Origin of the sequence: Streptomyces sp. MMBL 11-1 (assembly GCF_028622875.1) — a bacterium.
Taxonomy (GTDB): domain Bacteria; phylum Actinomycetota; class Actinomycetes; order Streptomycetales; family Streptomycetaceae; genus Streptomyces.
The window spans coordinates 1,389,490-1,403,710 of record NZ_CP117709.1 but is presented as its reverse complement, the minus strand read 5'-3'; the positions used below and the strand labels follow the sequence as shown (position 1 = coordinate 1,403,710).

General features: G+C 73.1%; 11 protein-coding genes. 3 read left to right on the top strand and 8 right to left on the bottom strand.

Annotation, left to right across the window (positions count from 1 at the left end):
- Positions 1 to 58: 58 nt before the first annotated feature.
- From ectB to PSQ21_RS05965, 3 genes are all read right to left on the bottom strand, one after another.
- Positions 59 to 1,321 (bottom strand): diaminobutyrate--2-oxoglutarate transaminase, encoded by a 1,263-nt coding sequence (gene ectB / locus PSQ21_RS05975; RefSeq protein ID WP_274029355.1) that lies wholly within the window; start codon positions 1,319 to 1,321, stop codon positions 59 to 61.
- Between the two features lie 157 nt (positions 1,322 to 1,478).
- Entirely contained in the window at positions 1,479 to 2,009 is a 531-nt protein-coding gene (ectA, locus tag PSQ21_RS05970) for a diaminobutyrate acetyltransferase (RefSeq protein WP_274029354.1), read from the bottom strand.
- Between the two features lie 308 nt (positions 2,010 to 2,317).
- The gene (locus PSQ21_RS05965; RefSeq protein ID WP_274029353.1) at positions 2,318 to 3,424 is read right to left on the bottom strand and encodes a pyridoxal-phosphate-dependent aminotransferase family protein; all 1,107 of its coding nucleotides are present in this window, start codon (positions 3,422 to 3,424) and stop codon (positions 2,318 to 2,320) included.
- A gap of 77 nt (positions 3,425 to 3,501) precedes the next feature.
- Between PSQ21_RS05965 and PSQ21_RS05960 the strand changes: the two genes are divergently transcribed.
- Positions 3,502 to 4,602 (top strand): amidohydrolase family protein, encoded by a 1,101-nt coding sequence (locus PSQ21_RS05960; RefSeq protein ID WP_274029352.1) that lies wholly within the window; start codon positions 3,502 to 3,504, stop codon positions 4,600 to 4,602.
- A 307-nt stretch (positions 4,603 to 4,909) separates the two neighbouring features.
- Positions 4,910 to 5,899 (top strand): SCO1860 family LAETG-anchored protein, encoded by a 990-nt coding sequence (locus PSQ21_RS05955; RefSeq protein WP_274029351.1) that lies wholly within the window; start codon positions 4,910 to 4,912, stop codon positions 5,897 to 5,899.
- A 54-nt stretch (positions 5,900 to 5,953) separates the two neighbouring features.
- Here the strand turns inward: PSQ21_RS05955 and cobC are convergent, their stop codons facing one another.
- Complete coding sequence (gene cobC, locus PSQ21_RS05950) at positions 5,954 to 7,555, bottom strand: Rv2231c family pyridoxal phosphate-dependent protein CobC (protein WP_274029350.1); 1,602 nt, start codon at positions 7,553 to 7,555, stop codon at positions 5,954 to 5,956.
- A gap of 161 nt (positions 7,556 to 7,716) precedes the next feature.
- On the opposite strand from cobC, the gene PSQ21_RS05945 reads away from it, so the two are divergent.
- On the top strand, positions 7,717 to 8,439 hold the full coding sequence (locus tag PSQ21_RS05945; protein ID WP_274029349.1) for a ZIP family metal transporter: 723 nt from the start codon (positions 7,717 to 7,719) through the stop codon (positions 8,437 to 8,439).
- A gap of 76 nt (positions 8,440 to 8,515) precedes the next feature.
- On the opposite strand, the gene PSQ21_RS05940 is transcribed toward PSQ21_RS05945, so the two are convergent.
- The 4 genes from PSQ21_RS05940 to PSQ21_RS05925 are packed head-to-tail and all read right to left on the bottom strand — an operon-like array spanning position 8,516 to position 14,188.
- Positions 8,516 to 9,868 carry a cobyrinate a,c-diamide synthase gene (locus PSQ21_RS05940; protein WP_274029348.1) on the bottom strand — a complete coding sequence of 451 codons (1,353 nt, stop codon included), beginning with the start codon at positions 9,866 to 9,868 and terminating at the stop codon, positions 8,516 to 8,518.
- On the bottom strand, positions 9,862 to 10,461 hold the full coding sequence (gene cobO, locus PSQ21_RS05935; RefSeq protein WP_032756693.1) for a cob(I)yrinic acid a,c-diamide adenosyltransferase: 600 nt from the start codon (positions 10,459 to 10,461) through the stop codon (positions 9,862 to 9,864). Before cobO ends, PSQ21_RS05940 begins: the two co-directional genes overlap by 7 nt.
- Positions 10,461 to 12,506, bottom strand: coding sequence for a putative cobaltochelatase (locus tag PSQ21_RS05930; protein ID WP_274029347.1), 2,046 nt, complete (start codon positions 12,504 to 12,506; stop codon positions 10,461 to 10,463). Before PSQ21_RS05930 ends, cobO begins: the two co-directional genes overlap by 1 nt.
- Positions 12,503 to 14,188 carry a cobyric acid synthase gene (locus PSQ21_RS05925; RefSeq protein ID WP_274029346.1) on the bottom strand — a complete coding sequence of 562 codons (1,686 nt, stop codon included), beginning with the start codon at positions 14,186 to 14,188 and terminating at the stop codon, positions 12,503 to 12,505. Before PSQ21_RS05925 ends, PSQ21_RS05930 begins: the two co-directional genes overlap by 4 nt.
- Between the last annotated feature and the right edge of the window lie 33 nt (positions 14,189 to 14,221).

The following is a 14,221-nucleotide window of genomic DNA, read 5'->3' as shown; positions in this document are numbered from 1 at the left end:
GGTCCCGGGCCTCGCGGGCCCGGGACCTCTCTTCTCCGCCTGCCCCGGCAGTGCCGGGTCAGGCCGTCTCGCGGACGCAGCGGGCCAGCGTGCGCAGGCCCTCGTCCAGCTCTTCGGGGGTGATGGTCAGCGGCGGCAGCAGCTTGACGACCTCGCTCTGCGGGCCCGAGGTCTCCAGCAGGAGCCCCAGCTCGAAGGCGCGGGCGCAGACCGCCGTGGCGCGCGCCGGGTCCTGGAACTCCATGCCCCAGACCAGGCCCCGGCCGCGGAACTGCGCGGTCGGCTCCTCGGCGCAGATGGCCAGCAGTGTCTGCTCGACCTGTTCGCCGCGGGCCAGGGTCTGCTTCTCCATCTGGCCGTCGGCCCAGTAGGCGTCCAGCGCGGCGGCGGCCGTGACGAAGGCCGGGTTGTTGCCGCGGAAGGTGCCGTTGTGCTCGCCCGGCTCCCAGATGTCCAGCTCCGGCTTGAACAGGCACAGCGACATCGGCAGGCCGTAGCCGCTGATGGACTTCGAGAGCGTGACGATGTCCGGGACGATGCCGGCCTCCTCGAAGGAGAAGAAGCCGCCGGTACGGCCGCAGCCCATCTGGATGTCGTCGACGATCAGCAGCATGTCCTGGCGGTGGCACAGCTCCTGCAGCGCGCGCAGCCACTCGGCGCGGGCGACGTTGATGCCGCCCTCTCCCTGGACCGTCTCCACGATCACCGCGGCGGGCTTGTTGAGCCCGGAGCCCTGGTCCTCCAGCAGTCGCTCGAACCAGAGGAAGTCGGGGACCGTACCGTCGAAGTAGTTGTCGAACGGCATCGGGGTGCCGTGCACCAGCGGGATACCGGCCCCGGCCCGCTTGAACGCGTTGCCGGTCACGGCGAGCGAGCCCAGCGACATGCCGTGGAAGGCGTTGGTGAACGAGACGACGGACTCGCGGCCCTTGACCTTACGGGCCAGCTTCAGCGCCGACTCGACGGCGTTGGTGCCGGTCGGGCCGGGGAACATCACCTTGTACGGCAGGTCGCGCGGCCGCAGGATCACGTTCTGGAACGTCTCCAGGAACGCGCGTTTGGCGGTGGTCGCCATGTCCAGGCCGTGGGTGATGCCGTCGCGCTCGATGTAGTCGATCAGCGCTCGTTTCAGCACCGGGTTGTTGTGGCCGTAGTTGAGCGAGCCGGCCCCGGCGAAGAAGTCCAGGTAGGAGTGGCCGTCCTCGTCGGTCAGCCGGGCGCCCTGCGCGCGGTCGAAGACGGCGGGCCAGCCGCGGCAGTAGCTCCGTACCTCCGACTCCAGGGTCTCGAAGACGCTCAGTGCGGGCGGGGTGATGGTCACAGCGGTTCTCCTGCGTGAGGGGGTGTGACGGGCAGTGGTCGAGTGCTCCCGGCGCACGGATGCGGCCGGGACCGCGCCGAGTGGTCGGACGGCGCGGAAAGTCGGTGGGTCCGGGCGTACGGGTCGGGGTACGCCGGAGTGCGGAGGCCGGGACGGCTCAGGGGGCGAACGGGCCGATCCGGTAGAGCACCTCGGGCAGGTGCGTCCCTTCGGGGAACAGCCCGCCGTCGAAGAGCACCTCCTTCTCCAGCGCGATGTCGTGGCGCTGGGCGTAGGAGGTGAACAGCCGGTCGGAGGCGGTGTTGTCCGGCGTGATCGTCGTCTCCACGGACGACAGGCCCTGGTCGGCGGCGACCCGGGCGGTCAGCGCGTCCAGCAGAGCGGCGGCCAGTCCCTTGCCGCGGTGGGCCTGGTCGACGGCCACCTGCCAGACGACGAGGGTCTGGGGACGGTCGGGCCTGATGTAGCCCGTCACGAAGGCGATGGGCTCGCCGTTCTCGCCACGGGCGACGGCGGAGGTCGCGGCGAAGTCACGGCACCACAGCAGGTAGCTGTACGAGGAGTTCAGGTCCAGGACCTGGGAGTCGCGGGCTATGCGCCAGATCGCGGCTCCGTCCTCCACTCGTGGCGCATCGATACTGAGGAATTCGCTTCGGGCACGGGCAAAATCTGCTGGTGCGGCGGTCATGCGAATTGAATTTACCCAGCAAATTTCGAAATTGCATCGACGTAGAGGGTTGGGTGGCGAGCCCTCATGTGTTATCAGGCGTGCGCGAGACCTGCCCCCACATGGGGGCAACTTGTGCCGCTTTGTCCCGGATTAATCGGGCATAACACCGATCTTGTGGAGTCGGTCACAGGGTTGTAACTCTCACGAGATGTGTCCGAATTATGAAGTTCGAGGCCGGAAAAAACTGGCCCGTTTAGGTGACGGAAAAGCGGGAAGAAGAATGTGGGAAGCTGCTTTTAATAAAGCAGCTTCCCACATAATGAATATCAGAGGCTCGGCCAGGTTTCCGAAACGGCCCGCCGGGCAGCCTCGATATCGACCGGCAGGCCCGCTTCGGCCAGCACCGCCCCCAGAGCCGCGAGCGAGGACAGCACCGCGCCCCGCGTCGCATCCACTCCGTAATGGTTGACCCGGATCATTTCCTTGGACAGCGCCCCGCCGCCCGCGACGAGCGGCAGCGCGGGGTCCGCCGCGAGCGCCTCCGCGACCAGCACGGCCGCGTCCGTCCCCGCCGGGGCGCGCAGCGTCGTCGCCACCGGGGCCGCGTCCCGCGCCTCGTGGACGTACGGCTCAAGACCGCCGCCCAGGGCCACCGCTCCGGCCCGGGTCGCCGCGGCGGCCGAGGCGTGGCGGGCCATCACCGTGTCCAGGCCCTCGTCCTCGATCCGCGCCACGCAGGCCTCCAGGCCCAGCATCTCCAGCTGCGCCGGGGCGTGCGGCAGGGCCGTCCGGCCGGCGTCGATCCAGCGCTCCTTCCAGTCCAGGAGGGAGAGGTAGGAGCGGCGCGGGGCGGCCGGGTTGGCGGCGATCCGCTCCCAGGCCCGCTCGCTCACCGACACCGCCGACACCCCGGCGGGCCCGCCCATGGCCTTCTGCGCGCCGATCACGCACAGGTCGACGCCCCAGTCGTCCGGCAGCAGGGGCTCGGCGCCCACCGAGGCGACCGCGTCCAGCATGAACAGCGCTCCGTGCGCCCGGACCACCTCGCCGATCTCCGCGACCGGGTTGGTGTTGCCGGTCGCCGCCTCCGCGTGCACCAGCGAGACGAAGTCGATCCCCGGGTGCCCGGCGAGCGCCTCGGCGACCTGGTCGGCGGTGACCGCGGCGTGGAAGGGCACCGTGAGGTCGACGACCTCCGCACCGCAGTCCCGCAGCCAGTTGCCGAAGGTCTGCCCGTACGGCCCGGTGACCACGTTCAGCGCGGTCGAGCCGGGCCGCGCGCCGCCGCGGATGCAGCCCTCCAGCGGCAGCAGCGCCTCGCCCTGGGTGATGACGACGTCCTGCTCCGTGGCGAGGAGCCGGGCCACGCGCCGCTCGATCGCCGCGAAGCGGTCGGCGGTGAGCGGGGGGAGGTCGAGGAAGGGGTGCGTCACGATGGGGCTCTCTTCGGGTTTGTTCGACGGTCGGAATCGCACAGGCAGCCTACCGACGGCCTCGTACAGTGCCGCGTATGAGTGATCAGGAGGAGCAGCGGGTGCTGCGGGTGAAGGGCCGGGTGCTCGTCGGCCCGGACGAGGTGCGGGACGAACTGTGGGCCGTGGGCGGGCGGATCACCTACGAGCGGCCGCCCGGCGCCGACGACGCGGTGACCGTCACCGGCTGGGCCCTGCCCGGGCTGGTCGACGCGCACTGCCATGTGGGCCTGGACCGGCACGGCCCGGTCGACGCGGCGACCGCCGAGCAGCAGGCGCTCGCCGACCGGGAGGCCGGAACCCTGCTGATCCGGGACGCGGGCTCGCCCTCCGACACCCGGTGGATCGACGACCGCGAGGACCTGCCGAAGATCATCAGGGCCGGCCGTCACATCGCCAGGACCCGCCGTTACATCCGCAACTACGCCCATGAGATCGAGCCCGGCGACCTCGTCGCGTACGTCGCCCGGGAGGCCCGGCGCGGGGACGGCTGGGTCAAGCTGGTGGGGGACTGGATCGACCGCGACGCCGGGGACCTGACCGCCTGCTGGCCGCGTGGCGAGGTCGAGGCGGCCATCGCCGAGGCGCACCGGCTCGGTGCCCGCGTCACCGCGCACTGCTTCGCCGAGGATTCGCTCACCGACCTGGTGGAGGCGGGCATCGACTGCGTCGAGCACGCCACCGGCCTCACCGAGGAGACCATCCCGCTCTTCGCCGAACGCGGGGTCGCGATCGTCCCGACCCTGGTCAACATCGCCACCTTCCCCGACCTCGCGGCGGGCGGCGAGTCCAAGTTCCCCCGCTGGTCGGCGCATATGCGGCAGCTGCACGAACGCCGCTACGACACCGTGCGCGCCGCGTACGACGCCGGGATCCCCGTCTACGTCGGCACCGACGCGGGCGGCTCCCTGGCGCACGGGCTGGTCGCGGGCGAGGTCGCCGAGCTGGTCAAGGCGGGCATCCCGCCCCTGGAGGCCCTCTCCGCCACCGCGTGGGGAGCCAGGCGCTGGCTGGGGCGGCCGGTGCTGGAGGAGGGCGCTCCGGCGGACCTGGTCGTGTACGACGAGGACCCGCGCGCGGACGTCCGGGTGCTGGCGGCCCCCCGGCACATCGTGCTGAACGGGCGGGTGACCGGATGAGACGTCGCGGTGTTGACGGGTGGTGACGGATGCCGCCCCCGGATCGTTGAAGCACCTCTGCGCGCGCTCCGGCGCGAGTGCGCTCCGTACGGCTCGCGCCGAGTGAAACGAGTGACAGCGGCGAACGCACGTGCCGAAAGATTCGAATATGCGCGCGGAAACCCCCCTTTGGGGTGAACTCACGCCAGGTATCCGTCAGTTCACCCTCAGTGCGTAAAGATTCACGGAGTCGAGGCCACCGGCGCAGGCGATGTCCCCCATTGGACTGTGCCGGTGGCTCCATGTCTCTTGTGGGGGTTCCACCATCTTGAACAGCAACACCTTCCGTCTCGCCGCCCTGGCGGTCGCCGCCGGCCCCGTCGCCCTGCTTGCCGCCGTCCCCGCGCACGCAGCCCCGGCGACGCCCACCACCGGCGGCGAGGGCAGGGCGAGCGCGGTCGTGCTCCGTACCGGGCTCGACGTCTCGCTCCTCAACAAGTCCGTCCAGGTGCCCCTCAAGGTCACGCTCAACGAGGTGCAGGCCCCGGCCAGCGCCGAGAAGACCGCGCTCAGCGTGAACGTGGACGGGGTGGAGGGCGGAGCCCCGGTCAGCGTCCTGCGCGCCGACGTGGCCACCGCGAACGCCACGGTCGACGAGCACAGGGCCGAGGGCCGCACCAACCTGGCGAAGGCCAGGATCCATGTCCCCGGACTGCCGGTGCTCTCGCTCATCGAGGTCGAGAAGGTCACCTCCAAGGCGGTCTGCGAGACCGGCGAGAAGCCCGTCGCCGAGTCGAACGTGCTCGGCCACATCGCGGTGCTCGGCAAGAAGGTGACGCTCAGCGCGGGCGGACCGACCCGGGTGGCGGTGCCGGGCGTCGGCGAGGTCTCCCTCGACCTCTCCAAGACGGTCACCACCGAGCGCACGGCGGCGGCGACGGCACTTCAGCTCAAGGTGTCGGTCAACCCGCTGAATCTCAACGTCGCCGAGGTGGAGGGCGAGGTCACCCTCGCCGAGGCGACCTGCGAGACCCCGAAGGGACCGAAGACCCCCGAGAAGCCCGGCTCCACGGACGGCGGCTCCACGGGCGGCGACGGAGGCACCGGCGGCGACGAGGGCGACGGCGGCACGAGCGGCGGCGGCACGAAGACGCAGACCGGCTCCGACACCGGCACCGCTCCCACCGAGGTCAACCTCGCCGAGACCGGCGGCAGCTCCACCACCCCGTACATCGCGGGCGGCGCGGCCCTGCTGCTGGCCGTCGGCGCGGGCGCGACGGTGCTGGCCCGCAGGCGCGGCAGCAGCCAGAGCCGATAGGCGTGAAGGGGCGGCGTTCGCACGGCGAACGCCGCCCCCGGCCCCGCCGGGCCCTCAGCGCCCCGATCTCGCGGGCAGCGCCTGCACGGCCTGGTCCAGGGCCTGGAGGAAACGATTGGTCGTGGCCCGGTCGCGGACCGCGAGCCGCAGCCACTGCGGCCCCAGCCCCGGGAAGGTGTCCCCGCGCCGCGCCGCGAAGCCCAGCAGCCGCAGCCGCTCCCGGACCTCCGCGGCCCGCTCGAGACGCACCAGGACGAACGGCCCCCGGGCCGCGTCCACCACCTCCACCTCGCTGAACTCGGCCAGACCGGCCAGCAGATGGGCCCGGTCCACCGTGATCCGGTCCGCCGCCTCGGCCGCCTCCACCAGCGCCCGCGGCTCCATGCACGCCTCCGCCGCCGCCAGCGCCGGCGACGACACCGGCCACAGCGGCTGCGCCTCGGAGAGCAGCGCCACGGTCTCCGGACCGGCCAGGACGTAACCGATCCGCAGCCCGGCGAGCCCCCACGTCTTGGTGAGGCTGCGCAGCACCACGAGCCCCGGGATGTCCGTCCGGTCGCACAGCGCCTCGCGCTCGCCCGGCACGACGTCCATGAACGCCTCGTCGACGACCAGCGTCCGCCCCGGCCGGGCCAACCGCTCCAGCAGCGCCGCCGGATGCAGCACGGACGTCGGGTTCGTCGGATTGCCGACCACCACGAGGTCCGCCTCCTCGGGCACCGCCTCCGGATCGAGCCGGAAGCCGTCCTCGGCACGCAGCAGCACCCGCCCCACCCGGTGCCCGGCCGCCCGCAGAGCCGCCTCCGGCTCCGTGAACTGAGGATGCACCACGACCGGGCAACGGGCCGGAAGGGCACGGGCGATCAGGACGAACGCCTCGGCCGCGCCCGCCGTCAGCAGCACCCGCTCCACCGGCAGCCCGTGCCGCCCGGCGACCGCGGCGCGGGCGGTGGAACCGTCCGGATAGGAGGCCAGCGAGGTGAGCGACGCGGCTATCCGCTCGCGCAGCCACTCCGGAGGAGTGTGGGTACGGACGTTCACCGCGAGATCGGTCAGATTCTCGCCGCGCACCTCCGCGTCGCCGTGGTGGCGCAGGTCGGGCCCTGCGCTCTCGATGTTCCGCGTGGGGGGATTCATGGCAGCCATGGTGAACGGGCGGGAGCCCGCCGTCACCGGTGAGGTGGAAGTTTTCCTCCCGGAAACCTGGAAAGTCCCGGCGACGGCCGGACGGCGGCGGGCCACCGCACAGGTCGCCACCCCTCCGGCCGCGGAGTTTCCGGCCGGGGCGCGGGTCTTCGGCACCACCAGTTCGTCCGCCTCGATCAGCGCCGCCGCCTCCGCGACCGACCCGGTGCCCACCGCCGCGCCCACGGCGCCCGACGGGTGCGGCACGCGCACCGCGGCCAGCGCCCCGGCCGGATGGGTCCGCAGCGGCACCCCGAGCCGCGCCGCCGCACCCACGATCCCCGGCTCGTCGCCCTTGGCGTCGACCGTCGCCACCTCCAGCACGTCGGCCGCGTCCAGCCCCGCCCCGCTGAGCACCGCCTCGATCAGGGCGAACACCACATCACCGGGGGCGCCCCGGCGCGCGCCGACCCCCACCACCAGACTGCGGGCCCCGGACTCCGGTCCGGTGCCGACGGATGCTCCGGTCATCGGCGGAGTCCTGCCTTTCAGGTCATACGTCTCGGTACTGAGGGGGGAGGAGGAGGGGCCGTTCCGTATACGGAGACGGGCGGCGGGAGCGGCGCGGCGGACGCCGCCGGTAAGGGCACCCTGAGATGCGGAGAGAGGCCCCGATCGGCTAGCAAGGCCCCATGGCGGTGTTCGTCGCGCTCGGCGCGTTCCTGATGACTCTGGCCGGCGGCTGGGTCGCACAACGCGTCACCGACCGCCGTCACCTGGTGCTCGGCCTCGCGGGCGGCCTGATGCTCGGTGTGGTCGGACTCGACCTCCTGCCGGAGGCGATCGAGGCCGCGGGCACACCGGTGTTCGGGGTACCCGCCGCCCTGCTGCTGTTCGTCGGCGGCTTCCTGGCGGCCCATCTGGTGGAGGGGCTGCTCGCCGTACGCCAGGTGGCACACGGGGCGAGCGGCGAACGCGTCCCGCAGGTGGGACTGACGGCGGCCGCCGCGATGGTCGGGCACAGCTTCATGGACGGCGTCGCCCTCGGCGCCGCCTTCCAGGTCAGCGGCTCCATGGGCGTGGCCGTCGCGCTGGCGGTGATCAGTCATGACTTCGCCGACGGATTCAACACGTACACCCTCACCAGTCTGTACGGGAACGCCCGCCGCAAGGCGCTCCTGATGCTCTTCGCGGCTGCCGCGGCACCGGTCGTGGGCGCCGCGACGACGGTGCTGTTCACCCTTCCGGAGGAACTGCTCGGCGGCTATCTCGGCTTCTTCGGCGGAGCGCTGCTCTACCTGGCCGCCGCCGAGATCCTGCCCGAGGCACACCACACCCATCCCGCCCGCTCCACCCTTCTCTGCACCATCGGGGGCGTGGGCTTCATCTGGCTGGTCGTCGGCATCGCGGAGTGAGCCGCGCGTACGCCCGGGCGCTTTGTGACGACGGACGCGCCCCCCGGGCTGCGGCCCACCGGGTCCGGACAGGGGCTCACCGCGCCCGGCAGTGCTCGACGAACCGCCGGGCCACCCCGGGCGACGCGGCCCAATGGGTGTGCAGATAGCTCGCGTGCACGCCCCGCTGGACGTACCCCTCGACCCGACGCTCCGGCTGGTGCATGCCCCAGGCGGGCGTGGTCCCCGCCCCGGGCTCCAGCACCGTGCGGTGGAACTCATGACCGCGCATCCGGGTCCCCGCCACCGCCAGCGCGCTGTCCGACACGGCCACCGCCTGCCGGTACCCGAGCGTGAGCCGCTCGGACATCCGGGCCTCGGCGTCCAGCACCCCGCACATGGGCTTCCCGTCCAGCTCCCGTGCCAGATACAGCAGGCCGGCGCACTCGGCCGCCACCGGAGCGCCGCTCAGGGCCAACTCCGTGACCGCCCGCCGCAACGGCTCGTTGGCGGAGAGTTCGGGGGCGTACATCTCCGGGAACCCGCCGCCGATCACGAGCCCCGCCGTGCCCACCGGCAGCTTCTCGTCACGCAGCGGGTCGAAGACCACGACCTCCGCACCGGCCGCCGTCAGCAGCTCGGCGTGCTCCGCGTACGCGAAGGTGAACGCCGCCCCGCCCGCCACGGCCACGACGGGCCGCGCGGAACCGGTGGCCCCGGCGGGCATCGGCTCCCACGCGGCGTCCGGCAGGGCCGGCGCGGTCCGGGCCAACGCCATCAGCGCGTCCAAATCGCACCCGGCGCGCACCCGCTCGCCCATCGCCGCCACGGCGTCCACCGCTTCGGAGCCCCGCTCGGCCACCGGGACCAGCCCCAGATGGCGTGAGGGCGTCGCTACCTGCGGGGCCCGCCGGATCACCCCGAGCACCGGCAGCCCCGACTCGTCCAGCGCGTCCCGCAGCAGCGCCTCGTGCCGGTCGGAGGCCACCTTGTTCAGGATCACCCCGCCGATGCGGACCTCGGGGTCCCAGGAGGCGAACCCGTGCACCAGGGCCGCCACCGAACGTGACTGCGAGGAGGCGTCCACCACCAGCACCACGGGGGCGCGCAGCAGCTTCGCCACCTGCGCGGTGGACGCCAGCTCACCCTGGCCCGAGGCGCCGTCGTACAGCCCCATCACGCCCTCGACCACGGCGAGGTCGCACCCCGCCGACCCGTGCGCGAACAGCGGGGCGATCAGGTCCGTCCCGCACATGTACGCGTCGAGGTTGCGGCCGGGGCGTCCCGTCGCCAGCGCGTGATAGCCCGGGTCGATGTAGTCCGGCCCCACCTTGTGCGGGGAGACGGCGAGCCCGCGCGCGGCGAAGGCTGCCATCAGGCCGGTGGCGACGGTGGTCTTGCCGCTGTTGGAGGCCGGAGCGGCGATGACCAGACGGGGCGTACTCACCACTCGATGCCCCTCTGGCCCTTCTGCCCCGCGTCCATCGGGTGCTTGACCTTCGACATGTCGGTCACCAGGTCGGCGGCCTCGATGAGCTGGTCGGGCGCGTTGCGGCCGGTGATCACCACGTGCTGGGTGCCGGGCCGGTTCCGCATCACCTCGACGACCTCGTCGGTGTCGATCCAGCCCCAGTGCATCGGGTACGCGAACTCGTCGAGCACGTACAGCTTGTACGTCTCGGCCGCCAGGTCGCGCTTGACCTGCTCCCAGCCCTCGCGGGCCTTCTCCTCGTTGTCCAGCTGGCCGTCGCGCTGGACCCAGGACCAGCCCTCGCCCATCTTGTGCCAGTCGACGGTGCCGCCCTCGCCGCTCGCTCCGAGGACCTTCAGCGCGTTCTCCTCGCCGACCTTCCACTTCGCCGACTTCACGAACTGGAACACCCCGATCGGCCACCCCTGGTTCCAGGCCCGCAACGCCAGCCCGAAGGCCGCCGTCGACTTGCCCTTGCCGATGCCGGTGTGGACGAACAGGAGCGGACGGTTGCGCCGCTGACGGGTGGTGAGTCCGTCGTCCGGTACTGAAGTCGGCTGTCCCTGCGGCATTAAGCGGCCCTCCCGGCTGCGGTGACGTCCTTGACGAGCCCGGCGATCGAGTCGGCCCGCAGCTCGTCGAGCGTGACGGCGGTGCCTCCCAGCTCCCGGGCGAGTTCCCCGGCGAGACCGAGGCGTACGTACCCCGACTCGCAGTCCACGACGACCGACGCCGTCCCCTCCGAGCGGTGCAGCCGCCCGGCCCGTCCCGCGAGCGCCACCGGCTCCGGCCCGCCGGTCGCCCGGCCGTCCGTGACCACGACGAGCAGGGGCCGCCGCGACGGATCGCGCAGCCGCTCCACCCGCAGCACGTCGTGGGCCCTGAGCAGACCGGCGGCCAGCGGGGTGCGGCCCCCGGTCGGCAGCGCCTCCAGACGGGAGGCGGCCGCGTCCACGGACGAGGTCGGCGGCAGCGCCACCTCCGCCTCCTTGCCCCGGAAGGTCACCAGGCCGACCTTGTCCCGCCGCTGGTAGGCGTCCAGCAGCAGCGACAGCACGGCCCCCTTGACCGCGCTCATCCGCTGCCGCGCCGCCATCGAGCCCGACGCGTCCACGACGAACAGCACGAGGTTGCCCTCACGGCCCTCCCGGGTCGCCTGCCGCAGATCGTCCCGGCGCACCACGAGCCCCCGCCCGGCACGCCCGCGCGCCCGCTGGTGCGGGGCGGCGGCCCGCACGGTCGCGGCCAGGTGCAGCTTGGTCAGCGCCCCCTGCGGGCGGCGGGCGCCGGTCGTGCGCCCGTGCTCGGTACGGGCCCGGGAGCGCCGCCCCGCAGCGCCCTCGCCGAGCCCCGGCACGCTGAGTGTCTTCGCCCGGAACGGCTCGGCGGACGCCACCGGCTGCTGCTCGGCCCCGGTGGACCGGCCGGGCGTGTCGGGGCTGTCTCCGGGGGCCTGTGACGGCGTGTCACCGCCGCTGTCGGCCTCGCCCTGCGGCGGCGTGCGGTCCCCGTCGGCCTGGGGCGGTACGCCACCGCCGCCACCACCGCCGTCATCGTTCCCACCCCCGTCGGGGTCGGGCCGGTCGTCATCGTCGTTGTTCTCCTGCGGACCGGCTTCGTCCAGGGTCTGGTCGAGCTTGTCCTCGTCCAGGCCGGGCGCGTCGAAGGGGTTGCGGCGACGCCGGTGGGGGAGCGCGAGGAGCGCGGCCTGCCGCACGTCGTCCGCGGTGACCTCCTCGCGGCCCGCCCAGGCGGCCAGCGCGGTCGCGGTACGGGCCATCACGATGTCGGCCCGCATCCCGTCGACCTCGAACGCGGCGCAGGTCGCGGCGATCTGACGCAACACGCCGTCGCCCAGCACGACCCGGGGCAGCAGGGCACGCGCGGCGGCGATGCGCTCCCGCAGGGCGCTCTCCTCCCCGACCCAGCGCGCGGCGAACCCCTCCGGGTCGTCGTCGTACGCGAGCCTGCGCCGCACGACCTCGACCCGCTCGTCGGTGTCCCGCGACGCCGCCACCTCGACGGTCAGCCCGAACCGGTCGAGCAACTGGGGCCGCAGCTCGCCCTCTTCCGGGTTCATCGTCCCGACCAGCAGGAACCGCGCCGCGTGCCGTACGGAGACGCCTTCCCGCTCGACGTACGAGGCACCCATGGCCGCCGCGTCCAGCAGCAGGTCCACCAGGTGGTCGTGGAGCAGATTGACCTCGTCCACGTACAGGATCCCGCGGTGCGCGTCCGCCAGCAGCCCCGGCTCGAACGCCTTCACGCCCTCCGACAGCGCCCGCTCGATGTCCAGCGCCCCCACGAGCCGGTCCTCGGACGCGCCGACGGGCAGCTCCACGGTCCGCGCGGCCCGCGACACACCGGCCGCCTCCGCGTGCGGTCCATCGGGACACGCCGGATCGGGGGAGAGGGGGTCGCAGGAGAACCGGCACCCCGGCACGACGGAGACCTCCGGCACGAGGGCGGCGAGCGCCCGCACGGCGGTGGACTTGGCGGTGCCCTTCTCGCCCCGCACGAGCACCCCACCGACGGCCGGACTGACCGCGTTCAGCAACAGCCCGAGCCGCAGGTCGTCCTGTCCGACGATCGCGGTGAAGGGATACGGCGTACTCACTTGGCCTCCTGGTCGACGTCAACAAGATCAAGCTCCGGGGGCGCTGCCTCAGCGGACCCGGCAACCCCGAGCCCCTGGGGCCCTGCTTCGGCGGACCCGGCAAGGACGAGTCCTTCCGGCGATCGAGGAGCGGGGTCCGGGGCAGCGCCCCGGCTCCGCGGAGCACCCGCGCTCGACGGCGGCGCCCCCGGCGGCACGAACGGCAACCCCACCGGCGCGCCCCCCTCGATCAACCGCCACAACGCGTCCGTGTCCGCGTGCTCCTCCACCAGATCCCCGAGCCGGTCCAGCTGCTCCTCCCGCAACGCCTCGAAACTCGTGTCCGGCGCCGGCACGAACCGCCGCCCGGCGGCGTGGGCCACTTCCACCAGGAACCGCCGCCGGAACGCGTCGCTCTCCAGCGACCCGTGCCAGTGCGTCCCCCACACCGCCCCCACCCGGCACCCGTCGAGGAACGGCTCCCCGCCCCGTACGTCGGCCACCCCGTGGTGGATCTCGTATCCCTCCACCGGTTCGCCCAGCGCCGAGCCGACCGGCCGCGCCAGCGTCTTGGCCCGGTCGAAGCGAATACGCACCGGCAGCAGCCCCAGCCCGTCCACGACGCCGGCCCGCGACTCCACCTCGTCCTCGATCCGCTCACCGAGCACCTGGAACCCGCCGCAGATCCCCAGCACCGGCCGGCCCTCCGCCGCCCGCCGTACCAGCGCCTCCGCGAGGCCCCGCTCGCGCAGCCAGGCCAGCGCCCTCACCGTCCCGCGCGTCCCGGGCACGATCACCAGGTCCGCGTCGGCCAGCTCCTCCGCCCGGTCCACGAACCGCACGACGACGCCCGGTTCGGCGGCCAGCGCGTCCACGTCCGTGAAGTTCGACATGAGCGGCACCGCGCAGACCGCCACCCGCAGCACGTCCTCGCCGTGCGGGCGAGCCACGACCGACTCCCGCACCGCACCCCGCAAGGACACCCGCAGGCCGTCCTCCTCGTCGATGCCGAGCCCGTGGGCGAACGGCAGCACCCCGTACGTCCGCCGCCCGGTCAGCCCGTACAGCATGTCCAGGCCCGGCTCCAGCAGGGAGACGTCGCCCCGGAACTTGTTCACCAGGTAGCCCGCGACCAGCGCCTGGTCCTCGGGGCCCAGCAACGCCGTTGTTCCGAAGAACGACGCGAAGACCCCGCCCCGGTCGATGTCCCCGACCACCAGCACGGGGAAGCGGGCGGCCCGCGCGATCCCCATGTTCACGATGTCGGTGCGCCGGAGATTGATCTCGGCGGGGGAGCCCGCCCCCTCGCAGATCACCGCGTCGTACGTCGACCGCAGCTCCTCCAGGCAGTCCGTCACCGTGCCGAGCAGCGCCTCCTGACGGCCCCCGTGGTACCCCCGGGCGCTCATCTCGCCGACCGGCTTCCCCATCAGGACCACCTGGCTGGAGCGGTCGCTGCCGGGCTTCAGCAGCACCGGGTTCATCAGGGCCGTCGGCTCCACCCGGGCGGCCTGCGCCTGCATCGCCTGGGCCCGCCCGATCTCCGCGCCCTGTCGGGTCACGAAGGAGTTCAGGGACATGTTCTGGGCCTTGAAGGGCGCGACCTTCACGCCCCGGCGCTTAAGCCAGCGGCAGATGCCCGCCGTGACGACGCTCTTGCCCGCGTCCGATGTGGTGCCCGCGACCAGCAGTCCGCCGCTCATGCCCGCTCCCGTTCCCGTACCGCGTTCCGTCCC